Genomic DNA, 22434 nt, shown 5'->3' with positions numbered 1-22434 from the left:
GTGCCCCGGCGGGCCCGCCGCGCGCCATCCGGGTGACCTCCGAACCTGGCTGGGGGTAACCCCACCTCGTCCCTGACTGTCTGCTTACCTCGCCTTTAGCAGGCCCTAGACTCCCGTGCGTACAGATCGTCGAACGAGGTCGGGAGTGAGGGCTGACGTGTTCGTGGCGAGCGGATACTTCGCGTCGTACTCCGTCGTCGGACTGCTCGCCGTCGTCGGCGTGCTGTTCGTCGCCGTCGCCTTCGGCGCGGGCCGCCTGCTGCGGCCCGTGGTGCCGACCCCGGAGAAGCTGCTCACCTACGAGTGCGGCGTCGACCCGGTGGGCGAGGGCTGGGCCCACACCCAGGTCCGCTACTACGTCTACGCGTTCCTCTACGTGATCTTCGCCGTCGACTCGATCTTCCTCTTCCCCTGGGCGACGGTCTTCGCCGCGCCCGGCTACGGGGCCACGACCCTCGTCGAGATGTTCATCTTCCTCGGCTTCCTCGCCGTAGGACTGCTGTACGCCTACAAGAAGGGCGTCCTCACATGGACGTGAACCAGGAGCCGGAGCGGCCGACCGAGCCCGTGCTCCTCCCGGAGCCGAAGCGGCTCGGCGTGCTCTCCGCCTCGCCCCCGAACCGATGAAGGTGGTCCTGAACTGGGGCCGCCGCTACAGCCTGTGGGTCTTCAACTTCGGCCTCGCCTGCTGCGCCATCGAGTTCATCGCCACCTCCATGTCGCGGCACGACTTCATCCGCTTCGGCGTGATCCCCTTCGCGCCGGGCCCCCGCCAGGCCGACCTGATGGTGGTCTCCGGCACGGTCACGGACAAGATGGCGCCCGCCGTGAAGCGCCTGTACGAGCAGATGCCCGAGCCGAAGTACGTCATCTCCTTCGGCGCCTGCTCCAACTGCGGCGGCCCCTACTGGGACTCGTACTCCGTCACCAAGGGCGTCGACCAGATCATCCCCGTCGACGTCTACGTCCCCGGCTGCCCGCCCCGCCCGGAGGCGCTGCTCCAGGGCATCCTCAAGCTCCAGGAGAAGATCGCCCGCGAGTCGCTCGGGGAGCGCTACGGGAGCGCGAACGGGGCGCGCCCGTCGACGGCCGCGCTCCGCAGTGACCTGGTGACCGCGCCCACGCCCGCGGCGTCCGCGGAGGGGACCACGGCGTCCGCGGAGGGGACCACGGCGTCCGCGGAGGGGACCACGGCGTCCGCGGAGGAAGCGAGATGACCGGCTGGCTGCCCGCTCCCGTCGAGGAGCTCTTCGGTACGGAGGCCACGGCCGAGGAGGCGTACGACGTCCTGACCGTCGACGTCCCCGCCGCCTCCTGGACCGCCGCCCTGCTCGCCGCCCGTGACCGGCTCGGCTGCACCTACTTCGACTGGCTGAGCGCCGTCGACGAGCCCGGCACGGGCTTCCTGGTGAGCGCCCACGTGGTGGCGCTCGCGCCGGTGCGGCGGCTGCTCGTGCGCACGACGGTGCCGCACGAGGCGCCCGCCCTGCCGTCCGCCGTCGACGTGTACGCGGGCGCGGCCTGGCACGAGCGCGAGACCCACGAAATGTTCGGCGTCCACTTCGAAGGCCACCCGCACCTGGTGCCGCTGCTCCTGCCGGACGGCTTCGAAGGCCACCCGCTGCGCAAGGACTTCGTCCTGGCGGCGCGCGTCGCGAAGGCGTGGCCCGGCGCCAAGGAGCCGGGCGAGTCGGAGCACGGCGGTCCGAAGCGGCGCCAGATGCTGCCGCCCGGCGTCCCCGACCCCAACGAGTGGGGCCCGCTGAAGGGCCAGCTCCCGGCGGCTCCGGCGCGGCCCGCCCGGGGAGCCGGGCGCGCGGCGGGTGCCGCGGGGCGCGCGGCGGGCGCGGCAGGCGCGGGGGAGCGGCCGGTGCGGCGTACGCGGTCGGCGAGCGAGGGCTCGGCCAGCCAGGCGGGGCGACCGGAACCGTCGGGGCCGTCCGGCCAGGCGGAGGCGTCCACGGCGGCACCGGCCCCGCGCCGTATGCGCAGCGCGGCGGACGGCTCCGCCAGCCAGGCCGCGGCCGCCGGTACCCCGCAGGCCCCCGGCCCGTCGGCGGCGGCCCCGCGCCCCCGCCGCAACCGCAGCGCCAGCCAGGGCTCGGCCTCGCAGCGCCCGGAGGCCACGGGCCCGGCCGAGCCGCCCGCGTCGGCCCCGCCCGCCGCCTCCGCCCAGGACCGGCCGAAGCCCGCCCCGCGCAGCTCGGACGCCCCGTGGCACCACGCCCGCCCGGCCTTCGACACACCGGAAGCGACGCCGGAGCCCGCGCCTGAGCCGAAGCCGGGGGCCACCCCTGAGCCGACGCCGGAGCCCGCGCCGGGCCCCGAGCCCGCGACCGCCCCGGATGCCGAGCCCGAGGCCAAGCCCGCGCTCGCGCCGAAGCCCGAGCCCGAAGCCAAGCCCGCGCTCGCGCCGAAGCCCGAGCCCGAAGCCAAGCCCGCGGCCGCGCCGAAGCCCGAGGCCAAGCCCGCGCCCGGGTCGGCCCCGGCCCCGGAGGACGGCACCGACACCTCAGGCGCCCCAGAAACCCCAAGCCACCCAGACACCCCAGACACCCCAAGCCACCCAGACACCCCAGGAGGCCCGCAGTGAACGACGCCCTCGACGTCGCCCTGCGACTCCTCCTCGTCCTCGTCGCCTTCCTCGCCCTGCCCCTGATCGTCGGCCAGACCGAGCACAAGGTGATGGCGCACATGCAGGGCCGCCTCGGCCCGATGTACGCGGGCGGCTTCCACGGCTGGGCCCAGCTCGTCGCCGACGGCGTGAAGTTCGCCCAGAAGGAAGACGTCGTCCCCGCCGACGCCGACCGCCGGGTCTTCCAGCTCGCCCCGGCCGTCGCGCTGCTGCCCTACCTCCTGGTGCTCATCGCCCTCCCCATCGGCCCGGGCGAGGGCGCCGTCGGCGAGGTCGTCGACGCGGGCGTCTTCTTCGTCCTCGCGGTCATGGGCGTCGGCGTCCTCGGCTCCCTGATGGCGGGCTGGGCGTCGGCCAACAAGTTCTCCCTGCTCGGCGGCCTGCGCACCGCCGCGCAACTGCTCGCCTACGAGCTGCCGATGCTGCTCGCCGCCGCCTCGGTGGCGATGGCCGCGGGCACGGTCTCGCTGCCCGGCATCCTCGACGCGTTCGAGTGGTGGTGGCTGCCGTGGCAGATCGTCGGCGCCCTGGTCTTCTTCGTGGCCGGGCTCGCCGAACTCCAGCGCCCGCCGTTCGACATGCCGGTCGCCGACTCGGAGATTATCTTCGGCGCGTACACCGAGTACACCGGGCTGCGCTTCGCCCTCTTCCTGCTCGCCGAGTACGCCGGGATCGTCGTCCTGTGCGGCCTGACCACCGTCCTGTTCCTCGGCGGCTGGCACGGCCCCTGGGGCGCCGACGGGCTCGGCTGGGTGTGGACCCTGCTGAAGACCGGCGTCCTCGCCTTCGTCGTCATCTGGCTGCGCGTCAGCTACCCCCGCCTCCGCGAGGACCAGCTCCAGAAGCTCTCCTGGACCCTCCTCGTCCCGCTCGCCCTGGCGCAGATCGCGCTCACCGGAATCGTGAAGGTGGCGATCAACTGATGCCTCCGGTCCCTGGCTCGGGCCTGGCGAAAGGCCTCGCCGTCACCCTCCGCACGATGACGCGGAAGTCCGTCACCGAGCAGTACCCCGACGTCCAGCCCGACCTGCCGCCCCGCACCCGCGGGGTCATCGGCCTGTTCGAGGAGAACTGCACGGTCTGCATGCTGTGCGCCCGCGAGTGCCCCGACTGGTGCATCTACATCGACTCCCACAAGGAGACGGTGCCCGCCGCCACGCCCGGCGGCCGCGAGCGCAGCCGCAACGTCCTCGACCGCTTCGCCATCGACTTCTCCCTGTGCATGTACTGCGGCATCTGCATCGAGGTCTGCCCCTTCGACGCGCTCTTCTGGTCCCCGGAGTTCGAGTACGCCGAGACCGACATCCGCGAGCTGACCCACGAGCGCGACAAGCTCCGCGAGTGGATGTGGACCGTCCCGGCCCCACCCGCCCTCGACCCGGCCGCCGAGGAACCCAAGGAACTCGCCGCCGCCCGCAAGACCGCCGACAAGCTGGCCGCCGAGCAGACGGCCGACCAGGCCGCCGGGCAGGGCGCCGCCCCCGAGGGGGACGCGTGAACCTCACCGTCGCCGCCGACGCCCCCCAGGGCTTCCTGTCCCCGATCGGCGTCGAGATCGCCTTCGTCCTCGTCGGTCTCGTCACCCTGGGCGCCGCCGTCGTCACCGTCACCACCCGGCAGCTCGTGCACGCCGCGCTCTGGCTGGTCGTCGCCCTCGGCGGCCTCGCCGTCGAGTACCTGCTGCTCACCGCCGAGTTCATCGCCTGGGTGCAGGTCCTCATCTACGTGGGCTCCGTGGTCGTCCTCCTCCTGTTCGGCCTGATGCTCACCAAGGCCCCCATCGGCCGCTCCCCGGACGCCGACTCCGGCAACCGCTGGGTGGCGCTCGCCGTCGCCCTCGCCGCGGCCACCGCCCTGGTGTGGGTCGTCGTGGACGCCTTCCGTACGACGTGGATCGACCTGGACGGCGCGGCCCAGGGCTCCACCGACGTGACCGGTGCGATCCTCTTCCGGCACTGGGTGCTGCCCTTCGAGGCCCTGTCCGTGCTGCTCCTGGCCGCCCTCGTCGGCGCGATCGTGCTGTCCCGCAGGAACGCCGCGCGCGACGGTGCCGACCCGGGCGCCCCGACCGCCGCCGAGCACCGGGAGGAGAACCGCTGATGCACCTCGCCTACCCCGCCGTCCTCGCCGCCCTCCTGTTCTGCGTCGGCCTCTACGGCGTGCTCGCCCGGCGCAACGCGATCCTCGTCCTGATGTCCGTCGAGCTGATGCTCAACGCCGTCAACCTGAACCTCGTCGCCTTCGACGTCTGGCTCCGCGACAAGCTGCACTCCGGCCAGGCCCTGACCCTGTTCACCATCGCCATCGCCGCCGCCGAGATCGGCATCGGCCTCGCGATCGTCCTCGCCGTCTACCGCAACCGCGGCACCTCCGCCGTCGACGACCTCCGCGACACCGCCGAACGCCCTGACGACGACGGCGATGACGGCGGCTCCCCGGAAGCCGCCGACGAGCCCGCCCCCGACGAGCAGCCGCGGCCGCCGCGGACGTCCCAGAAGGCCGAGGCCACCGCGTGAACACCACCACCCTCGCCGTCCTCGTCCCCCTCCTGCCGTTCCTCGGCGCCGCCGCGGGCCTGCTCCTCGGCCGCACCGCCCCCGGCCTGGTGCGGCCCCTCGCGGTACTGCCCACGCTGACGTCGCTGGCCCTCGCCGCCGTCGTGGCTTCACGCCAGGGCGGCGACGCCGCCGTCGACGCGGCCACCCAGCTCACGCCCACCGGCTCGGTCCCCATCGACCTGGCCCTGCACATCGACGGCTTCGCGGCCCTGACCGCCGTCCTCGTCGGCCTCGTCGCCTCCTGCGTACAGCTCTACTCCACGGGCTATCTGCGCGACGACCCGCGCTACCCCTCGTACGCCGCCCTCGTCTCGCTGTTCACCTCCGCCATGCTGCTCGTCGTCTACTCCGGCGACCTGATGGTGCTGCTTGTCGGCTGGGAGGTCATGGGCATCTGCTCGTACTTCCTGGTCGGCCACTACTGGGAGACCCCCGAGGCCCGCGCCGCCTCGATCAAGGCCTTCCTGGTCACCAAGCTCGGCGACGTCCCCTTCCTGATCGGTCTGTTCGCCCTCGCCGTCGACGCGGGCTCGTTCCGGATCACCGCCGTCCTCGGCGCCGTCGCCGACGGCGGCCTCGACCATCCGACGCTGATCGCGCTGCTGCTCCTCGCGGGCGTGGCGGGCAAGTCCGCGCAGTTCCCGCTGCACACCTGGCTGCCCGACGCGATGGCGGGCCCCACCCCCGTCTCCGCGCTGATCCACGCCGCGACGATGGTCGCCGCCGGTGTCTACTTCGTCGCCCGGCTCCTCCCGGTCTTCGCCGCCTCCTCGGCGGCCCTGGTCGTCCTCGCCGTCATGGCCGCCGTCACGATGGCCGCGTCGGCGCTCGCCGCGCTCGCGCAGGACGACATCAAGCGCGTCCTCGCGTACTCGACGATCGGTCAGCTCGGCTACATGACCGGCGCGCTCGCCGTCGGCGACCGCGGCGCCGCCGTCTTCCACCTCCTGTCCCACGGCGCCTTCAAGGCGCTGCTCTTCCTCGCCGCGGGCGTGATCATCCACGCGGCGGGCACCAACTCGCTGGCCGCGATGTCCCGCATGGGGAACCTGCGCGCCCGCGTCCCCGACGCCTACTGGACGATGACCGTGGCGCTGCTCGCGCTCGCCGCGATCCCGCCGTTCAGCGGCTTCTTCTCCAAGGAGGCCGTCCTCGGCGCCGCCGAGCACACGGCCACCGGCCACACCGACGCCGTCCCCGAGGCGGCAGGCTGGATCGTCCTCGTCGCCGGTCTGCTCACCGCCCTCCTCACCGCCGCGTACGCGACCCGCCTGTGGCTACTGGCCTTTAACGGCAGGGGAGCGGAAGCCCCCGACCACGGCAGACAGCCCCTCACCATGACCGCCGTGCTCTGGGTGCTCGCCGTCCCCTCGCTCGCCTTCGGCGTGACCGTCGGCGCGCTGCCCGACTGGTTCGACGGCCACAAGCTCGCCCCGACGCTCACCACCTCCGTCCTCGGCACGGGCTTCGCCCTCGTCGGCGCCCTCGTCACGTACGGCGCCTGGCGGCACGTCACGGCCCTCGCCGCCCGCGTCCCGATCGGCGCTGTCGCCGCGCACCCGGACGGCGACGCGGGCCGGGTCGAGGCCGAGGCCATCGCCACCCACACCCCCGCGTACGGGGATGTGGCGAGCGCCCCGACCCGGCGGACCCGGGCCGCCTCCTCCTCGGCCCGCTGCACCGCCACGCCGCCGTCGGCTTCCACCTCGACGCCCTCTACGCGGCCCTGTTCGTCCGCCCCGTCCAGGCGGGCGCCCGCCTCGTGCGCTTCCTCGACCGCGAGGTCGTCGAGACCTACGTGCGCGGCGCCGCCACCACGCCCCGCCTGCTCGGCGCGGCCGTCCGCCGCGCGCAGACCGGCAACGTGCAGACCTATCTGAGCGCGCTGCTCGCGGGCACCGTCGTCCTGGCGGTCGCCGCCGTCCTCGTCGCCACCGCGGGAGCGTGAGCAGCCGTGATCGGTATCAGTGAGTCAGTGATGCAGTTCCTTCTCGCGTTGATCGTCGTCGGGCCGCTCATCGGCGCCGTGGCCGCGCTCCTCCCGGCGCCCCCCGGGCTGAAGGGGAAGTCCCCTGACCAGGCCGTGCTGCGCCACGGCGTGACCGTGACCGGCGCCGTGCTCATCGCGGCGATCGTCCTCGCGCTCGGCTTCGACCACGACCACCCGTCGAAGATCCAGGCCACGACCGACATCAGCTGGATCCCCGCACTCGACGTGCGGATCCACCTCGGCGTCGACGGCATCTCCCTCCCCCTCCTGGTCCTGACCGCGCTGCTGACCTTCCTCTGCGCGCTGTACAGCTACTTCAAGATGCCCGCGGGCCCGTCCCCCGGGCGTTCGTCGCCCTCGTCCTCGTCCTGGAGTCCGGCACCCTCGCGACCTTCGCCGTCCTCGACCTGCTGCTGTTCTTCCTCGCGTTCGAGATGGTCCTCATCCCGATGTACTTCCTCATCGCGCGCTGGGGCGGCGCCCACCGCGCCCGTGCCGCCTGGAAGTTCATCCTCTACACGCTGCTCGGCTCGGTCGTGATGCTGCTGGGCCTCCTCCTCATCGGCCTGAAGTCCGGCACGTTCGACATGGTGGCACTCGCCACTGACAATCACCCCGAGCTGACCAAGTCCGTGCAGGTCATCGCCGTACTGGCGATCGGGATCGGGCTCGCGGTCAAGACGCCGATGTGGCCGCTGCACAGCTGGCTGCCGGACGCCCACACCGCCGCGCCCACCGTCGGCTCGGTGCTCCTCGCCGGTGTCCTGCTGAAGATGGGCACGTACGGGTTCGTCCGGATCCTGCTGCCGATCGCGCCCGACGGCATGGCGACGTTCGCGCCCTACCTCGCCGCGTTCGCCGTCGTCGGGATCGTCTACGGGTCCCTCGCCTGCCTCGCGCTCGCCAGGCCCGGCGCCAAGGGCGACCTCAAGCGCCTCGTCGCGTACTCCTCCGTCGGCCACATGGGCTTCGTACTCCTCGGCATCGCCACGATGAGCCCCACCGGCGTGAACGGCGCGCTCTTCGCGAACATCGCCCACGGCCTCATCACCGGCCTGCTGTTCTTCCTCGTCGGCGCCCTCAAGGACCGCACCGGCACCAGCGACCTCGACGCCCTCGCCGAGGGCTCCGGCGCCGCCCTGTACGGCAGGGCGCCGCGCCTCGGCGGGCTGCTCGCCTTCGGCGCCGTCGCCTCGCTCGGCCTGCCCGGACTCGCCGGGTTCTGGGGCGAGATGCTCGCCCTGTTCGGGGCGTTCAGGCCCGCGGACGACCTCAGCCGCCCCGCGTTCCTCACGTTCATGGCGATCGCCGCCTTCGGCACCCTGCTCACGGCCGCGTACCTGCTCGTCGTCGTACGCCGCGTCTGCATGGGCCCGGCCGCCGAGCCCGGCGCGCCGCGCCTCGCCGACGTCCACGGCTACGAGTTCGCTGCCTGGACCCCGCTCGTCGCCCTCACCGTCCTCGCCGGACTCTGGCCCGCGGCCCTCCTCGGCCTCACGGACCCGGCCGTGCAGCAGCTCCTCGCGGGAGGAAAGTCGTGACCGTGGCCCCCACCGAGAGCGCGGCGAACGTCGTCCAGTCCGTCGACTGGCTGGCCGTCGCGCCGCCCACCATCGTGGCCGTCGTCGGTCTCGCCGTGCTCGTCACCGACCTCTTCGTGGACGCGCGGCACAAGGCGCTGCTCGGCTGGGTCTCCCTCGCGGGCCTGGCCGCCGCGGGCCTGGCCCTGCTGCCCATCCTGGACGCCGACCGCGCCACGTTCTGCGTGGTCGGGCGCGGCGACACGATGTGCAGCTACACCGTCGACGAGTTCACCCTGGTCATCCAGCTGCTCGTCATCGGCGGCGCCCTCCTCACGGCGCTGCTCTCCCTGAGCACCCTGAAGGACGCGCGGGCCGCGGGCAGGGAGATCCCCGAAGGGGAGTTCTGGTTCCTGCTGCTGTCCTCGGCGGCGGGCGCCGCCCTGCTGCCCGCCGCACGCGACCTCGCCACCCTCGTCGTCGCCCTGGAGGTGGCCTCGCTGCCCGCCTTCGCCCTCGTGGGCCTCAAGCGCGGCGACAAGCGCTCCTCCGAAGGCGCCCTGAAGTTCTTCCTGTCCTCGGTCACCGCGACCGCCGTGACCCTCCTCGGCGTGAGCTTCGTCTACGCCGCCACGGGCACCCTGCACCTCACGGAGATCGGCGCCAAGCTCGGCGAGGTCGACGGCGACCTGCGCACCCTGGCGCGCGCCGGTGTCGTCCTCACCCTGGTCGGCTTCGCCTTCAAGGTGGCGGCCGTCCCCTTCCACTTCTGGGTGCCCGACACCTACGTAGGCGCGCCCCTGCCCGTCGCCGCCTACCTGTCGGTCGTCGGCAAGGCGGTCGGCTTCACCGGCCTCATCCTGGTCCTCGTCGTCGCCTTCCAGGAGTACGACGACGTCTGGGGACCGGCCCTGGCCGTTCTCGCCGCGCTCACCATGACGGCGGGCAACGCGGCCGCCCTGCGCCAGCGGCCCACCCGCGCGCACAGCGCGGTCCGGCTGCTCGCCTGGTCCTCCGTCGGCCAGGCGGGCTACCTCCTGGTGCCGATCGCGGCGGCGGGGTACGCCGACCGGGCGTCCGACGCCGGAAAGGCCATCGGGGCCACGGTGGCGTACGCCCTGATGTACGCGGCCGTGAACCTCGGGGCGTTCGCCGTGGCCGCCCTGGTGGGCCGATCGAGGGCCCGCAACCGCGTCAGCGACTACCGCGGCCTCTACGCCCGCAGCCCGCTGTCGGCCCTCACCCTCGCGTTCTTCCTGCTCTGCCTCGCGGGCCTGCCGCCCGGGATCATCGGCCTGTTCGCGAAGGTCACCGTCTTCTCGGCGGCGGTCGACGCGGGCCTCGGCTGGCTCGCCGTGATCATGGCGGTCAACGTGGTGATCGCCCTGTACTACTACCTCCAGTGGACGGCGCTGCTGTTCCGCGCCCCCGAGGGCGAGGCCGCCCGCCACCGCGTCCCCGCCCCGCTCACCGCCGCGATCGCGGTCACCGCCGTCCTGGCGGTCGCCCTCTCCGGAGCGCCCCAGCTCGTCCTCAGGTTCTCCGAGGCCAGCCCGTTCTGACGGGCACCGGCCGCCCCCGGGGGACGGGCGGTGGGACCCGTCACCCGGGCGGCCCACGCCGTCCTGCGCGCGCACAAGGGAACTAGCTCCTCCCGCCTGGCGTTGACCAGTGAGGGAGGGTCCACTGAACAGTGGAAGACCAGCAAGCAGAGGGTTCCCCGCGCACCACCAGGAGGGCGTACCGTGCACCGCCGTACCAACGGGCTGAAGACCGCCGTACTCCTCGGGGACTGTCCGCACTCATCCTCGTCATCGGCAGTTTCTTCGGGCGTACGGGCCTGGTGATCGCCCTCTTCGTAGCCATCGGCACGAACGCGTACGCGTACTGGAACAGCGACAAGCTGGCCCTGCGCGCCATGCGCGCCCGCCCGGTGAGCGAGTTCGAGGCCCCCGAGCTGTACCGCATGGTGCGCGAGCTCTCCACCCAGGCCCGCCAGCCCATGCCCCGCCTGTACATCTCCCCGACGGAGGCGCCGAACGCCTTCGCGACCGGCCGCAACCCGCGCAACGCCGCCGTGTGCTGCACGGACGGGATCCTGCGCATCCTCGACGAGCGCGAGCTGCGCGGTGTGATCGGGCACGAGCTGAGCCACGTCTACAACCGCGACATCCTGATCTCGTCGGTCGCCGGTGCGCTCGCCTCCGTCATCATGTTTCTGGTCAACTTCGCCTGGCTGATTCCGGTCGGCCGCTCGAACGACAACGAGGGACCCGGCATCTTCGGCATGCTCCTGATCATGCTGCTCGGCCCGCTGGCCGCGTCGATCATCCAGCTCGCCATCAGCCGCTCCAGGGAGTACGAGGCCGACGCCTCCGGAGCGCAGCTCACCGGAGACCCGCTGGCCCTCGCCAGCGCCCTGCGCAAACTGGACGCCGGGACGAAGCAGCTGCCGCTTCCCCCGAGCCACGGCTTGAGACGGCCAGCCACATGATGATTGCCAATCCCTTCCGGCCGGGCCAGGGTATGTCGAAGTTGTTCTCTACTCACCCGCCGATGGCGGAGCGCATCGCCCGGCTTGAGCGGATGGCAGGTCGCCAGCAGTGAAGATCGTCCTCAACATCATCTGGCTCGTCCTCTGCGGCTTCTGGATGTGTCTCGCCTACCTGTTCGCGGGCGCGGTGCTCTGCGTCACGATCATCGGCATCCCGTTCGGCCTCGCGGCGTTCCGCATCGGCCTGTTCGCCCTGTGGCCCTTCGGCCGCAAGGCGGTCGAGCGCCCGGACGCGGGCGCGCCGTCCCTGATCGGCAACGTGATCTGGCTGCTCCTCGCCGGGTGGTGGCTGGCCCTCGGGCATGTCTTCACCGGCGTGCTCCTGTGCCTGACGATCATCGGCATCCCGCTGGGCCTCGCCAACTTCAAGCTGATCCCGGTCTCGCTGCTGCCGCTGGGCCGCGAGATCGTGCCCACGGACGAGCCGTTCGCCGCGGGCGCGGGCTTCCGGCCCGCTCCCGCCGCGCCGGGCGGCCCGTCGCAGGGCCCGGGGGAGCCGCGCGCCTGGTAGGCCCCGCCCCTGTGGCCTGCGCCGCACCCCGCCACCGAGCGGAACCAGCCGCGCCACGCGGTACGTCCTACCAGGACAACACCGTACGAAACGGCACGAAAGGCAGGTCACCGCGTGGGCATCATCGGCTGGATCGTCCTAGGCCTCCTCGCTGGCGCCACCGCCAAGCTCCTGCTGCCGGGCCGCGACCCGGGCGGCTTCATCGGCACGACCGTGATCGGCATCGCGGGCGCCTTCGTGGGCGGCTGGATCTCCGCCCGCTTCCTCGACCACCCCGTGGCCGACCACTTCTACGACGGCGCGACCTGGCTGGCGGCCATCGGCGGCTCGCTTGTCCTGCTGATCGCCTACCGCCTCCTGTTCGGCCACTCCCGCCGCTGACCGGCCTGTGCGCCACCGGCGGCCCCGAAGACCGCGCCCAGCACCGAGGGCGGGCACCCGACCCGGGTGCCCGCCCTCTTCCATGCGCCTCGGGCGCGTACGCCTCTTCCGTACGCCGCAGGCGCGTACGCCTCGGCCTCGTACGCCGCTGCCGCGTGCCGGTGCTTACCGGTAGTTCACGAACTGCAGCGCGAAGTCGAAGTCCTTGCCCTTCAGCAGGGCGATCACGGTCTGGAGGTCGTCCCGGCTCTTGGAGCTGACCCGCAGCTCGTCGCCCTGCACCTGCGCCTTGACGCCCTTCGGGCCCTCGTCGCGGATGATCTTCGCGACCTTCTTCGCGTTGTCCTGGGAGATGCCCTCCTCGATCGACGCGAAGATCTTGTACTCCTTGCCGGAGAGCTGCGGCTCACCCGCGTCCAGGGACTTCAGCGAGATGCCCCGCTTGATCAGCTTGGACTGGAAGACGTCGAGGATCGCCTTGACCCGGTCCTCGCCGCTCGCCTCCATCAGGATCTTGTCGCCGGACCACGAGATCGAGGCGCCCGTGCCCTTGAAGTCGTAGCGCTGCGAGATCTCCTTGGCCGTCTGGTTGAGGGCGTTGTCGACCTCCTGCCGCTCGACCTTCGAGACGATGTCGAAACTGGAGTCGGCCATGTCCTGTGGCTCCTTGTACTCGGTATGTGCGAACTCAGCGGGTGCACGGCCTTCAGTCGCCGACCGCATCCGCAAAGCCTAGCCACTGCCCTGGCGTGGGGTGCCGATCAATCGGGTGGCGAAGCACCCCCGCACATCAGGTATCGTTTACGTCGTTGCCACGGAGCACCGCGAACAGCGGTTCTAAGGCAGCGACCCCGGCGGTGTGCCCGAGCGGCCAAAGGGAGCAGACTGTAAATCTGCCGGCTCAGCCTTCCCAGGTTCGAATCCTGGCGCCGCCACGCTGAGGGAGACCCCCTCCGACCTGTGAGAGCAGGTCGGAGGGGGTTTCTTCGTGTATGCCGGGCGGGCCCGGAGCTAGGGCCGCGGGCAGGACGTCCCCGGCGGGAAGAGCATGTACCCGTGCCCCTCGGGGTCGAAGGCGCGGCCGAGGTGGACGCGGTAGAAGCGGGCGTGCGGCGCGTGGCCCGGGGCCACCCGCATCAGCAGCCCCGGCCCCTCGTACTCCGCCCCCGTGCCCAGCGGCGCCGCGAAGGTGCGGGTCCGGGCGGCCGTCGCGATGGCGGCGGCGTACGTCGCCTGGTTGGCCAGGCACAGGAAGTGCTTGATCTCCCCGAACCGCAGCGTGACCGCGCGCGGATCCGGGAACTCCCCGACGACCGGCCTCAGGTACCACTGGAGGTAGGTGATCTCCCGCTCCGTCAGGTCCGTGAACGTGAACGGCGTCTCGTCGGGAAGCGGCGAGGCCCGGTAGGCCCGGTGGCGCTCGACCTTGGACAGCAGCCGGTCCACCTCCACAGGGTGCGCGCAGCCCCACAGCCAGATCACCGCCTCCTTGGCGAACGCCTTGCGGAACGCGGCGAGCGCGGCCTCGTCCATCGTCGGCGCCACGAAGTCCAGCGCGGGCCGCGGATCCTTGTCGTCCGGATCGCGCATGGTCGGCGGGACCGCGATGTCCTCCTCCCTGGGGGCGCCGGGCACCCCGTCCCGCACGTACCGCCGCGCCGTCCGGTCGTCGTCGCTGTTGACGAGGATCGGACCGTTCTCCCAGCCGTGCGAGAACACCGAGAACTCCGCCAGCGTGCCCGGCTCCCGCTCGCCGATGCCCCGGATGGCCCCGTACACGTCGGTGATCGACATGACACCGGTCTGGCCGTTCTTGAAGCGGTGCCGGACCGGGCGGCCCGGCGCCGCGCGCCGCTCGAAGCTGGCGGCGGTCACCCGGGAGAACGGCCGCTCCCGGGTGGTCGTCTCCCGCGCGCGCCCGCCCTCGTACGTCACCCGGGTCACCGCCACCTCACCGGCCTGGAGGTCGAACGTGGTGAACACCAGCGGCACCCGCGCGCTGTTCGCCGCCGTGAGCCGCCTCCTGCGGTTGTCGCACAGCACCCGGAACGTGACGCCCTCGCCCTTGTAGTCCGCCCCCGAAAGGAGCACGTACTGCTTCACGCCGCCCCCTCAGTTCGTGGGCTGCCACTCGTCGCCGACCTTCTTCCAGGCGGGCAGATCACCCGCGGCGCGCAGCCGCACCAGCGTCGTCGGCACCCGCACCAGCCACGGCTCGCCCTGCGCCGTCTCGGTGCCCGGCGCGCCCGTGGCCTCCTGGATCTCCTTGATGATCGGCACGTACAGCGGGCTGGTGAGGTCCGGGGCGCCCCGCCGTTCCACACCTCGCCCGTCTCCAGGAAGTGCACCACCGCCGACTCGAAGCCCGGCCGCACGGGGAACACCACCCGGGCCGCGCCCGCCCGCAGGAAGTCCGCGAAGTCCGGATCGGCGTCGTCGAGCAGCATCCGGCCCTGCCAGCCGGACTTGGCGCCCCAGAAGTACGGGTAGCAGAAGTACGCCAGGTTCTCCCACTCGAACGCCTGCTCGAAGAAGCGGACGTACGGCATCTGCTCGGCGCTGCGCCCCAGATCGGGCTGCGGATGCCCCTCCGCCGACTCCTCGACCGCCCCGAACCCGTCGAAGTGCTGGCCCGTGAGCAGCATCAGGCACTGCTTGCGCAGCTCCGTGGCGACCAGCTTGCGGTTTAGGCCCGGGTTGCCGCCGGGCACCGGCGTGCCCGCGGCGGCGCGCGCCTCGGCGAGCGCCTGTTCGTACGCCTTGACCTTGGCCAGGTACCCCTGGGTGAGCTTGCCGTGCGTCCTGAGCTGCCAGGCCCGCAGCGCCCGCTCGGTCCGCTCGCAGAACACCTCGAGGGACAGCGCGAACGCCGCGAGGTTGCGCGAGAAGTACGCCACGGGCAGCGTGCCCGTCTCGCCGTCCAGGTCGAAGGGCGGCACGGGCTGGTTGGTCAGGTCGTGCTGCTTCTTGCCCGCGACGATCCACAGGTCGACGTCCGTGCCCTTGACGGCGGTGCCGAAGCTGCCCTGGAGGTACTTGGCCCGGTAGCCGTCCTCGATCGCCAGGTCGTGGGTGCCGGAGCTGAGCAGCGGCTCCTGGGGGAGCGCGGCGGTCACGGACTTGCCGCTGAAGCGGTACGCCGGGGGCGGCGCCTCCAGGTCCGTCACGTCGTAGAGGTGCCCCCACACCAGGTAGTTGCCCTCGTCGACCTCGTCCGCCCGCAGCGGGAACTCCGGCGGCTTCACCAGCGTCTGCGACTGACGGCCGCGCAGGCGCTGCGCGGCGAGGTACGCGGCGGCGGGCTCCGGCAGCGTCACGTCGAACAGCTGCCGCTTGCCGTAGTTGTAGACCTGCGTGTGCACGACCTTGTCGACCCACTGGTAGACGCCGGTCACGTGCTGGCTGCCCGCCGTGTTGTCCAGGCCGTGGGCGTACTTCTCCTCGAACTCCTCGACGGTGGTCACCGACCGGCGCTCCAGGACCCGCTCGACGACCCGCGACACCGAGCGGTTCACCAGGTCCTTGCCGAACTCCACGGACTGCCGGGTCGAGGACTCGCTCGCCGTCCGCGTCGCGTGGTCGGCGTGCGCCTTCACCTCGATGAACGGCCCGTACCTGGCGGTGACCGCGACACCCGCCTTGAACTCCGCGTCTCGCTTGACCGTGTCGGACGCCTCGCGCCGGAGCGAGAACCGGTCGGTGGTCTGCTGGTCGCGCTCCTCGGTGCGGGTGGTCTCGCTCTCCTGTACGAGCGTCGCCTCGGTCCGCGCGAGGCGTCTGGTCTCGCGGCTGAGCCGCTCGCGCGCCAGGACGTTCTCCACGTGGGCGAGTTCACCGCCCTCGTAGCGCAGGGTGTGCTGCTTCACCACGAGCAGGTCGCCCACGCCCGCGGGGCGGATGTTGCCCCGCGTCCTCGGCAGGTCCATGTCCCCCGCGGCCGCCGCCGTGTCGCCGTCGGCCTCCCACTCCACCACGGACTGCCCCAGGACATGGGCCCGCACCGGCGTGGGCAGGCGTGCGAGCGCCGCCGCGCGCAACGCCTCGGCCCGAGCGCCGTGCACGGCGTCCAGGAGCGCGGGCAGCGGGGTGTGCGCCGGGTCCGCGCCCAGGTGCGCCAGGGTCCGGCGCACCTCGCCGGGCAGCGCGCCGAGCGCCTCCTCGGTCAGCGTCCAGGGCCGCTCCGTACGCAGATGAGTGAGCGTCAGCTCCTGTTGGTCGGCCGGTGCGTGGGTGGTCCGCACGGGGCCGTGGAAGCTGTCGGCCCGCAGAGCGCCGAGGGCGGCGAGCGCGGCGTCGAGGTCGCGCAGCGGGGCGGGGTCGGAGCCGGGGGCGGCCGGGGTGCGGGCCGGGTCGGCGGCGGGCGCGGGCCGCTCGGCGCCGCGGTCACCGCGGTCCGGGGGGTCGCCCTCGCCCCTGTCCTTGCCGGGGCCCGGCTCCCGCGCGGCGGCGGTCCCCGACTGCTCCGGTGCCGCTCGCGGGACGGCGAACCCCGGCTCCCGCGCGGCCGCCTGGGGATCGGCGAACCCCGGCTGCACCAGCGGCCGCAGCCGCACGCACTCGCCGGGCCCGGCCGCCGCGCGGATCGCGTCGTAGCCCCGGGCCAGCTCGGCGAGCCCCGGCGCGTCCGCGCCCGACGAGTCGGAGAGCAGCTTCATCGCCACCAGAGAGTCGGCGAGCAGTTCCTCCTCCGCCGCGAACCGGGGGTCGGCCACCACCTGGTCCGCGGGCTTGCCCGCGTGGTCGCGCACCACGTCCCGCACGTGGTCGGCCTCCAGCGGCCTCGGCGCGAGCAGCGCGGCCACGGCGCGCGCCGCGGCGGCGTACTTCAGCGGGTCCGGCGTCCGCAGGAACCGCTCCGACGCGACCAGCGCCAGGGCCTTGCCGACCGCCGTGGGCCGGTCGGCGCCGGGCGGGACGAAGGCCGGGCGCAGCGGCTTCACCTCGCTGGTCTCCGGCTGCTGGGCCGGGCGTTGCAGTACGAACCGTACGAGCTCATCCACAGGAGTTCCCCCTCGTGCTCGGCCTGGCGGTCAGTCAGCCAAGCGCCGTCTCACGACGGGCACGCACGGCCCCGCACGCCCCCGTCGGCGTCCCGAGCCTGGTTCTCGCACGGTGTACGGGCCACTCGCGTTCCGCTGAGCGGAACGGCGGCGGGGCGCTTCGGGGTGGGGCGGAGGGCGGCCTCACGCGGGGGTGCCGCGGGCTTCGTACGCGAGTTGGGCGGGGCGTCGCGGGGCTGCGCCGCAGGGTGTGGCGGGGGCTCGTCGGGATTCGTACGCCGGTACGCGGGGCTGTGCGCGGGCCGTACGTGGGCCGTGCGCGGGCCGTGCGCGGCGCGGGCGCGCGGCGGGGGCAGACTGGGGGCATGTCGTCGACCAGCTCGTCCCGCCGCAGGCGCTGCCCGGAGTGCCGCCGCGACATCGCCGTCGTCGGCGGGCGGTTCGCCCGCCACGACCCGCCGGGCCCGCGGGGCGGCGCGGACCTGGTCTCGTGCCCCGGATCCCGCCGGTACGCCCACGCGGACGCCACGCAGCCCGCGCTCGACGGGTACGCGGTGCCCGAGTTCCCTGGGCAACTGCCGCTCTTCTAGGGCTGCTTCCGGCGCCCGGCCCCGGCGCCCGGCCCCGGCGCCCGGCCCCGGCGCCCGGCCCCGGCGCCCGGCCCCGGCTCTCGTACGGGGGTCTCAGTTCCCGGCGACCGACTTGACCGCCACGGACACCGGCGTGGACCCGCTGATCAGCTCCAGGGTCAGGCCCGCCGTCGCCGACGTCTCCACCAGCTCCGCGAGCACCGCCGCCACGTCGTCGCGTGGGACGGGCCCGCGCCCCGTGGCGGCCTCCAGGCGGACCAGGCCCGTGCCCGCGTCGTTGGTGAGCATGCCGGGCCGCAGGATCGTCCAGTCCAGGGCGGTCCGCCCGCGCACGTACGCGTCGGCCGCGCCCTTGGCCCGCAGGTACGCGTCGAAGACCTCGTCGCCCGGGTGGTCCGGGTCCGCGCCCATCGACGACACCACCACGTACCGGCGCACCCCGGCCCGCTCCGCCGCGTCCGCGAACAGCACGGCGGCGCCACGGTCCACGGTGTCCTTGCGGTCCGCGCCGCTGCCGGGCCCCGCGCCCGCGGCGAAGACGACCGCGTCCGCGCCCTCCAGGTGCCCCGCGACCTCGTCGACGGACGCCGACTCCAGGTCGCACAGCACCGGTTCGGCACCGGCGTCCCGCACGTCGGCCTCGTGCGCGGCGTTGCGGACGATGCCCGCGACCTCGTCACCGCGCGCGGCGAGCAACCGCTCAAGCCGGAGCGCGATCTGTCCATGACCTCCAGCGATGACAATGCGCATGCTCCGACCGTACGCCAGCGGGAGCCCGGCCGCGCGGCCCGGCGACAGCCGGAGGGCGGGCTGGTGCGACGGGGGGCGCGAGGGCCCGCCTCACACGCCCGGCGCCGCCCCCGGAGCCGGGCGCCCCGCCCCTGCCGGGGCAGGTCCAGGGCCGCCGCGGCGGCGGAGTCGCAGTACTCCCGCACCGCGCTCGTCCGCGCCACCACGCGCCCCGCGTGAATGACGACCCGGCTGTACGCCAGCGACAGCGTGCCCGCGAGCGTGTCGCCGCGCACCGCGAGGAGTTCGGCGGGAAAGCCCGCCTCCACCCGCACCGGAGGCAGCCCGAGCGCCGCCCGCGCCGCCGAACTGACCGCGTCGTACGCCTCCTCGGGGCCGAGGCCCGCACGGGACGCGAGGAGGTAGGCCGCCTCCAGGGGGTCCCCCCGGCCCACCGGGTTCGCCGCGTCCCGCAGCGCCCCGCTGCCCGCCGCGACCCGCACCCCTGCGGCCCGCAGCAGCCGCACCGGAGCCGTGCCCCGCTCCTGAGTGCCCGCGCAGCCGCCCTGCGGCACGCACACCACCGTCACCCCGGCCGCCGCCAGTTGCTCCGCGGACCGCGCGGCCACGTCCGACGGCAGCCGCCCGAGCCCGCCGCAAGGGCCCATCGCCACGCCGGGCCGCAGTCCGCCCGCCATCGCGCACAGCCGGGCCAGGCGCGCCGGATCCCCGGCGTCCGTGTGCAGGTCGACCGGGCAGCCGTGCTCGGCCGCGAGGTCCAGGACCGTCTCCGCGTACCCCGCCGGGTCCGGGTCCAGGTCCGGGCAGCCGCCCACCACGGCGGCGCCCATCCGCAGTGCGTCCCGCAGCAGGGCGCGCGCGTCCGCGCCCGCGGCCCCGGTCAGCAGCCGCGGCACCGCCACCACGGACAGGTCCACAAGGCCGCGCAGCGACCGCCGCGCCTGGAGCACCGCCTCCAGGCGGCCGAGGCCCTGGACGTCACCGATCCGCACGTGCGCCCGCAGCGCCGTCGCGCCGTGCCCGAGCTGGAGCAGGGCCGCCTCCGTGGCGCGGCGCTGCACGTCCGGGACGTCGTAGGGGAGCGGCCCTTCGGAGAGGGCGGACAGGGCGGTGTCGCTGTGGGCGTGCGGCTCCGCGGCCGCCGGGAGCAGCAGATAGCCGCCGAGGTCCACGCGGGCGCCGTGCGCGGTGAGGCTGCCCGCCGTGCCGACGGCCTCGATGCGCCCGGCGCCGAGCCGGACGTCCACGGTCCTGCCGTCCGTGAGCCGCGCCCCGCACAGCAGCAGGGCGCCGGACGCGGCGGCGGACTCGGCGGGCTGGGGCTGCTGCGGCTGGCTGTCGGGCATCGGTCTCCTGGGGCTCGGGGCGGCGGGAGGCGGCTCGAAGCGCCAGGGGACACGGCCCGGGCGCGTCCGGCACGCGGCGCGGCGCGGAACGCGCGGAGGGTGACGGCGAGGCGCACAAGATCACGCGGTGGAGCCGAGCCTAGGACGGCGGCGGGCCCGCTTCCGGGAGGAGCGCAATAGTCGTACTGATGTGGTGCGCACGCGCCGTACGGGCGTGGTGCGCGGGTGCGGTGACGCTCCGCGGGAGGCCCTGTGAGGCGTACGGGACGGGCCTGCCGGGGTCCGGTGAGGCGTGCGGGACGGGCCTGCCGGGGCCCGTGCGTTGCCCAGGGACGGGCCTCGCGAAACGGATTTGGGTGAACGGCTGCCGAGCGTGTAATGTCTTCATCGCTCGCCCCAATAGCTCAGTCGGCAGAGCGTCTCCATGGTAAGGAGAAGGTCAACGGTTCGATTCCGTTTTGGGGCTCTGATGTGAGGGTCTTCCTGTCTTCGGACGGGGGGCCGGATCACATCGCAGCGGTGTAGCTCAGTCGGTAGAGCAAGCGGCTCATAATCGCTGTGTCACCGGTTCAAGTCCGGTCACCGCTACTCACAGTAGCCGATTGCGGGGTCGGTCCTTCGATCGGCTACTCTTTCTTGCGTTCATCTGTCCATCCGTCCGTCATAGGAGCACTCACGTGGCTGCCACCGACGTCCGCCCGAAGATCACGCTGGCCTGCGTGGAGTGCAAGGAGCGGAACTACATCACCAAGAAGAACCGGCGCAACAACCCGGACCGTCTTGAGATGAAGAAGCACTGCCCGCGTTGCAACTCGCACACCGCGCACCGCGAGACGCGATAAACACAGGCTCGTACTAGAGGCCGCCCCCAGGCTTTGGGGGCGGCCTCTAGTCGTTCGCAGAGAAACCAGATGCAGGAGGTACCGGGCCATGGCGCTCGACCAGTCCTTCGTCGGGCGGACCTATCCGCCCACCGACCCGTATGAGGTCGGCCGCGAGAAGATCCGCGAATTCGCGGTAGCGGTGGGCGACGCCAACCCCGCCTACACCGACCCCGAGGCGGCCAGGGAACTGGGCCACCGCGATGTGCTCGCGCCGCCGACGTTCGTGTTCGCCATCACGTACAAGGCCGCGGGCCAGGTCATCTCCGACCCGCAGCTCGGGCTCGACTACAGCCGCGTGGTGCACGGCGACCAGAAGTTCGCGTACACCCGCCCCGTGTACGCGGGCGACCGGCTCACGGTCACCTCGACCATCGAGGCGATCAAGTCGATGGCGGGCAACGACATCCTGGACATCCGCGGCGAGGTCCGCGACGAGGCGGGCGAGCACGTGGTGACCGCCTGGACCAAGCTCGTCGCGCGCGCGGCCGGGACCGAGGAGGCGTGAGGCGATGACGGCGAAGATCGCATACGACGACGTCGAGGTCGGCACCGAGCTGCCCGCCCAGAGCTTCCCGGTGACGCGCGCCACGCTCGTGCAGTACGCGGGCGCCTCCGGGGACTTCAACCCGATCCACTGGAACGAGAAGTTCGCGGTCGAGGTCGGGCTGCCCGACGTCATCGCGCACGGCATGTTCACCATGGCCGAGGCGATCCGGGTCGTGACGGACTGGACGGGCGACCCGGGGGCCGTCGTCGAGTACGGCGTGCGCTTCACCAAGCCCGTCGTCGTGCCCAACGACGACAAGGGCGCCACGATCGAGGTCAGCGGCAAGGTCGCGGCCAAGCTCGACGACCAGCGCGTACGGGTCGACCTGGTCGCCAAGAGCGGCGAGCAGAAGGTGCTCGGGATGTCCCGGGCGGTCGTGCGCCTGGCGTAGCCGCGGACGCAGGTGTAGGTAAGGGGCGCCCTCCATGGTGGGGCGCCCCTTACGCGTTCCTGTGGGTCCCTGGGGGCGAGGGGTACGGCGGCGGGCCGCGACGGGCCGCTGCGGGACCCGTTGACGTAGTTAGTGATTAAGTACTAACTTACTTGCATGGTCAGGATGAGTGCGGAGGAGCGGCGCGAGAGCGTCGTCCGCGCGGCGGTGAGCGAGTTCGCGCGCGGGGGCTATCACGGGACGTCGACCGAGGCGATCGCCAAGCGGGTCGGGGTCTCGCAGCCGTATCTCTTCCGGCTCTTCCCGGGCAAGAAGGCGATCTTCCTCGCGGCGTCGGCCCGCTGCATGGAGGAGACCCGCCGCGTGTTCGTCCGGGCGAGCGAGGGCCTGCACGGCGAGGACGCGCTGCACGCGATGGCGCGGGCGTACGTCGACCTCATCGCGCAGGACCCCGACAAGCTCCAGATGCAGCTCCAGATGTACGTGGCCGTGGCGGCCGCCGAGGCCGCCGGGGACCACGAGTTCGGCGAGATGGTGCGTGCCGAGTGGATGAGCCTGTGGGACACCGTGCACCTGCCGCTCGGGGCCGACGAGCAGGAGACGGCGACGTTCATGGCGCACGGGATGCTCATCAACGTCCTGGCGGCCATGGGCTTCCCTCCGGAGCACCGCGTCTGGTCGGGCTTGTATGACTCGACGCGGCCTGAGGGAGCCGGGGGCGCCGAGAGCGCCGAGGGTGCGGGGAGAGTTGAGGAGGCCGAGGGGGAGTAGTGCCCC

The 22434-nt window shown here is 73.1% G+C and carries 19 protein-coding genes, 3 tRNA genes and 5 pseudogenes; 22 read left to right on the top strand and 5 right to left on the bottom strand.

Features of this window, described 5'->3' with window-relative positions:
- Window positions 1-145 precede the first annotated feature (145 nt).
- The 13 genes and pseudogenes from ACOBQU_RS15920 to ACOBQU_RS15860 all read left to right on the top strand — a co-directional run bounded on the left by ACOBQU_RS15920 (window position 146) and on the right by ACOBQU_RS15860 (window position 12149).
- On the top strand, window positions 146-538 hold the full coding sequence (locus tag ACOBQU_RS15920) for an NADH-quinone oxidoreductase subunit A (protein WP_423627610.1): 393 nt from the start codon (window positions 146-148) through the stop codon (window positions 536-538).
- Window positions 529-1217, top strand: a pseudogene (locus tag ACOBQU_RS15915) (NADH-quinone oxidoreductase subunit B). The gene ACOBQU_RS15920 and the pseudogene ACOBQU_RS15915 overlap by 10 nt, the downstream one beginning before the upstream one ends.
- A complete protein-coding gene (locus ACOBQU_RS15910) occupies window positions 1214-2593 on the top strand; it encodes an NADH-quinone oxidoreductase subunit C (protein WP_423627608.1) in 1380 nt (459 codons plus the stop codon). The pseudogene ACOBQU_RS15915 and the gene ACOBQU_RS15910 overlap by 4 nt, the downstream one beginning before the upstream one ends.
- Complete coding sequence (locus tag ACOBQU_RS15905; protein ID WP_423627606.1) at window positions 2590-3558, top strand: complex I subunit 1/NuoH family protein; 969 nt, start codon at window positions 2590-2592, stop codon at window positions 3556-3558. Before ACOBQU_RS15910 ends, ACOBQU_RS15905 begins: the two co-directional genes overlap by 4 nt.
- Window positions 3558-4133, top strand: a complete 576-nt coding sequence (locus ACOBQU_RS15900) for a NuoI/complex I 23 kDa subunit family protein (RefSeq protein WP_423627604.1) — start codon at window positions 3558-3560, stop codon at window positions 4131-4133. The genes ACOBQU_RS15905 and ACOBQU_RS15900 overlap by 1 nt, the downstream gene beginning before the upstream one ends.
- Window positions 4130-4735: an NADH-quinone oxidoreductase subunit J gene (locus ACOBQU_RS15895; RefSeq protein WP_423627602.1), complete on the top strand. Its 606-nt coding sequence runs from the start codon at window positions 4130-4132 to the stop codon at window positions 4733-4735. The genes ACOBQU_RS15900 and ACOBQU_RS15895 overlap by 4 nt, the downstream gene beginning before the upstream one ends.
- On the top strand, window positions 4735-5151 hold the full coding sequence (nuoK, locus tag ACOBQU_RS15890) for an NADH-quinone oxidoreductase subunit NuoK (RefSeq protein WP_423627600.1): 417 nt from the start codon (window positions 4735-4737) through the stop codon (window positions 5149-5151). The genes ACOBQU_RS15895 and nuoK overlap by 1 nt, the downstream gene beginning before the upstream one ends.
- Window positions 5148-7141, top strand: a pseudogene (locus ACOBQU_RS15885) (NADH-quinone oxidoreductase subunit L). The gene nuoK and the pseudogene ACOBQU_RS15885 overlap by 4 nt, the downstream one beginning before the upstream one ends.
- 6 nt (window positions 7142-7147) lie before the next feature.
- Window positions 7148-8724 (top strand): annotated as a pseudogene (locus tag ACOBQU_RS15880) (NADH-quinone oxidoreductase subunit M).
- Window positions 8721-10265: an NADH-quinone oxidoreductase subunit N gene (locus ACOBQU_RS15875; protein WP_423627598.1), complete on the top strand. Its 1545-nt coding sequence runs from the start codon at window positions 8721-8723 to the stop codon at window positions 10263-10265. The pseudogene ACOBQU_RS15880 and the gene ACOBQU_RS15875 overlap by 4 nt, the downstream one beginning before the upstream one ends.
- 183 nt (window positions 10266-10448) lie before the next feature.
- Window positions 10449-11310 (top strand): annotated as a pseudogene (gene htpX, locus ACOBQU_RS15870) (zinc metalloprotease HtpX).
- Entirely contained in the window at window positions 11307-11768 is a 462-nt protein-coding gene (locus ACOBQU_RS15865; RefSeq protein WP_423627596.1) for a YccF domain-containing protein, read from the top strand. The pseudogene htpX and the gene ACOBQU_RS15865 overlap by 4 nt, the downstream one beginning before the upstream one ends.
- Window positions 11769-11882: 114 nt before the next feature.
- A complete protein-coding gene (locus ACOBQU_RS15860) occupies window positions 11883-12149 on the top strand; it encodes a GlsB/YeaQ/YmgE family stress response membrane protein (protein WP_423627595.1) in 267 nt (88 codons plus the stop codon).
- A 165-nt stretch (window positions 12150-12314) separates the two neighbouring features.
- On the opposite strand, the gene ACOBQU_RS15855 is transcribed toward ACOBQU_RS15860, so the two are convergent.
- Window positions 12315-12803 carry a YajQ family cyclic di-GMP-binding protein gene (locus tag ACOBQU_RS15855; protein WP_423627593.1) on the bottom strand — a complete coding sequence of 163 codons (489 nt, stop codon included), beginning with the start codon at window positions 12801-12803 and terminating at the stop codon, window positions 12315-12317.
- Window positions 12804-13002: 199 nt separating this feature from the next.
- Here ACOBQU_RS15855 and ACOBQU_RS15850 point away from each other — a divergent pair.
- Window positions 13003-13084, top strand: a tRNA-Tyr gene (locus ACOBQU_RS15850).
- Window positions 13085-13160: 76 nt separating this feature from the next.
- Here the strand turns inward: ACOBQU_RS15850 and ACOBQU_RS15845 are convergent.
- Window positions 13161-14252 (bottom strand): hypothetical protein, encoded by a 1092-nt coding sequence (locus tag ACOBQU_RS15845; protein WP_423627592.1) that lies wholly within the window; start codon window positions 14250-14252, stop codon window positions 13161-13163.
- A complete protein-coding gene (locus ACOBQU_RS15840; RefSeq protein ID WP_423627590.1) occupies window positions 14249-17149 on the bottom strand; it encodes a hypothetical protein in 2901 nt (966 codons plus the stop codon). The genes ACOBQU_RS15845 and ACOBQU_RS15840 overlap by 4 nt, the downstream gene beginning before the upstream one ends.
- 365 nt (window positions 17150-17514) lie before the next feature.
- Between ACOBQU_RS15840 and ACOBQU_RS15835 the strand changes: the two genes are divergently transcribed.
- Complete coding sequence (locus ACOBQU_RS15835) at window positions 17515-17739, top strand: hypothetical protein (RefSeq protein WP_423627588.1); 225 nt, start codon at window positions 17515-17517, stop codon at window positions 17737-17739.
- 93 nt (window positions 17740-17832) lie between these two features.
- Here the strand turns inward: ACOBQU_RS15835 and ACOBQU_RS15830 are convergent, their stop codons facing one another.
- Together ACOBQU_RS15830 and ACOBQU_RS15825 are read right to left on the bottom strand one after the other, a co-directional pair.
- Window positions 17833-18489 (bottom strand): SDR family oxidoreductase, encoded by a 657-nt coding sequence (locus ACOBQU_RS15830; protein ID WP_423627586.1) that lies wholly within the window; start codon window positions 18487-18489, stop codon window positions 17833-17835.
- Window positions 18490-18611: 122 nt separating this feature from the next.
- Window positions 18612-19772: pseudogene (locus tag ACOBQU_RS15825) on the bottom strand (amidohydrolase family protein); the annotation flags it as partial.
- On the opposite strand from ACOBQU_RS15825, the gene ACOBQU_RS15820 reads away from it, so the two are divergent.
- The 7 genes from ACOBQU_RS15820 (at window position 19693) to ACOBQU_RS15790 (ending at window position 22428) form a co-directional block, all read left to right on the top strand.
- On the top strand, window positions 19693-19938 hold the full coding sequence (locus ACOBQU_RS15820; protein WP_423627584.1) for a hypothetical protein: 246 nt from the start codon (window positions 19693-19695) through the stop codon (window positions 19936-19938). The pseudogene ACOBQU_RS15825 and the gene ACOBQU_RS15820 overlap by 80 nt on opposite strands.
- Window positions 19939-20228: 290 nt before the next feature.
- Window positions 20229-20301 (top strand) — tRNA-Thr (locus tag ACOBQU_RS15815).
- A 49-nt stretch (window positions 20302-20350) separates the two neighbouring features.
- Window positions 20351-20423 (top strand) — tRNA-Met (locus tag ACOBQU_RS15810).
- An 89-nt stretch (window positions 20424-20512) separates the two neighbouring features.
- Window positions 20513-20677: a 50S ribosomal protein L33 gene (gene rpmG / locus ACOBQU_RS15805; protein ID WP_003956487.1), complete on the top strand. Its 165-nt coding sequence runs from the start codon at window positions 20513-20515 to the stop codon at window positions 20675-20677.
- A gap of 88 nt (window positions 20678-20765) precedes the next feature.
- Entirely contained in the window at window positions 20766-21224 is a 459-nt protein-coding gene (locus tag ACOBQU_RS15800) for an FAS1-like dehydratase domain-containing protein (RefSeq protein WP_423627581.1), read from the top strand.
- A 4-nt stretch (window positions 21225-21228) separates the two neighbouring features.
- Complete coding sequence (locus tag ACOBQU_RS15795) at window positions 21229-21657, top strand: MaoC family dehydratase (RefSeq protein ID WP_423627579.1); 429 nt, start codon at window positions 21229-21231, stop codon at window positions 21655-21657.
- 156 nt (window positions 21658-21813) lie between these two features.
- A complete protein-coding gene (locus ACOBQU_RS15790; protein WP_423627577.1) occupies window positions 21814-22428 on the top strand; it encodes a TetR/AcrR family transcriptional regulator in 615 nt (204 codons plus the stop codon).
- The last annotated feature ends 6 nt before the right edge of the window (window positions 22429-22434 follow it).

Origin of the sequence: Streptomyces sp. G45 (genome assembly GCF_049542095.1) — a bacterium.
In the GTDB taxonomy this organism is placed as follows: Bacteria; Actinomycetota; Actinomycetes; order Streptomycetales; family Streptomycetaceae; genus Streptomyces.
The sequence above is the reverse complement of the archived record's forward strand: the minus strand, read 5'-3'. Positions and strand labels throughout refer to the sequence as shown.

Excerpts from the sequence above, each read along its gene's own strand:
- ACOBQU_RS15910 (WP_423627608.1), top strand. The coding sequence starts at position 1,214 with ATGACCGGCTGGCTGCCCGCTCCCGTCGAGGAGCTCTTCGGTACGGAG.
- ACOBQU_RS15900 (WP_423627604.1), top strand. The coding sequence starts at position 3,558 with ATGCCTCCGGTCCCTGGCTCGGGCCTGGCGAAAGGCCTCGCCGTCACC.
- nuoK (WP_423627600.1), top strand. The coding sequence starts at position 4,735 with ATGCACCTCGCCTACCCCGCCGTCCTCGCCGCCCTCCTGTTCTGCGTC.
- ACOBQU_RS15855 (WP_423627593.1), bottom strand. The coding sequence starts at position 12,803 with ATGGCCGACTCCAGTTTCGACATCGTCTCGAAGGTCGAGCGGCAGGAG.
- ACOBQU_RS15835 (WP_423627588.1), top strand. The coding sequence starts at position 17,515 with ATGTCGTCGACCAGCTCGTCCCGCCGCAGGCGCTGCCCGGAGTGCCGC.
- ACOBQU_RS15830 (WP_423627586.1), bottom strand. The coding sequence starts at position 18,489 with ATGCGCATTGTCATCGCTGGAGGTCATGGACAGATCGCGCTCCGGCTT.
- ACOBQU_RS15800 (WP_423627581.1), top strand. The coding sequence starts at position 20,766 with ATGGCGCTCGACCAGTCCTTCGTCGGGCGGACCTATCCGCCCACCGAC.
- ACOBQU_RS15795 (WP_423627579.1), top strand. The coding sequence starts at position 21,229 with ATGACGGCGAAGATCGCATACGACGACGTCGAGGTCGGCACCGAGCTG.
- ACOBQU_RS15790 (WP_423627577.1), top strand. The coding sequence starts at position 21,814 with ATGGTCAGGATGAGTGCGGAGGAGCGGCGCGAGAGCGTCGTCCGCGCG.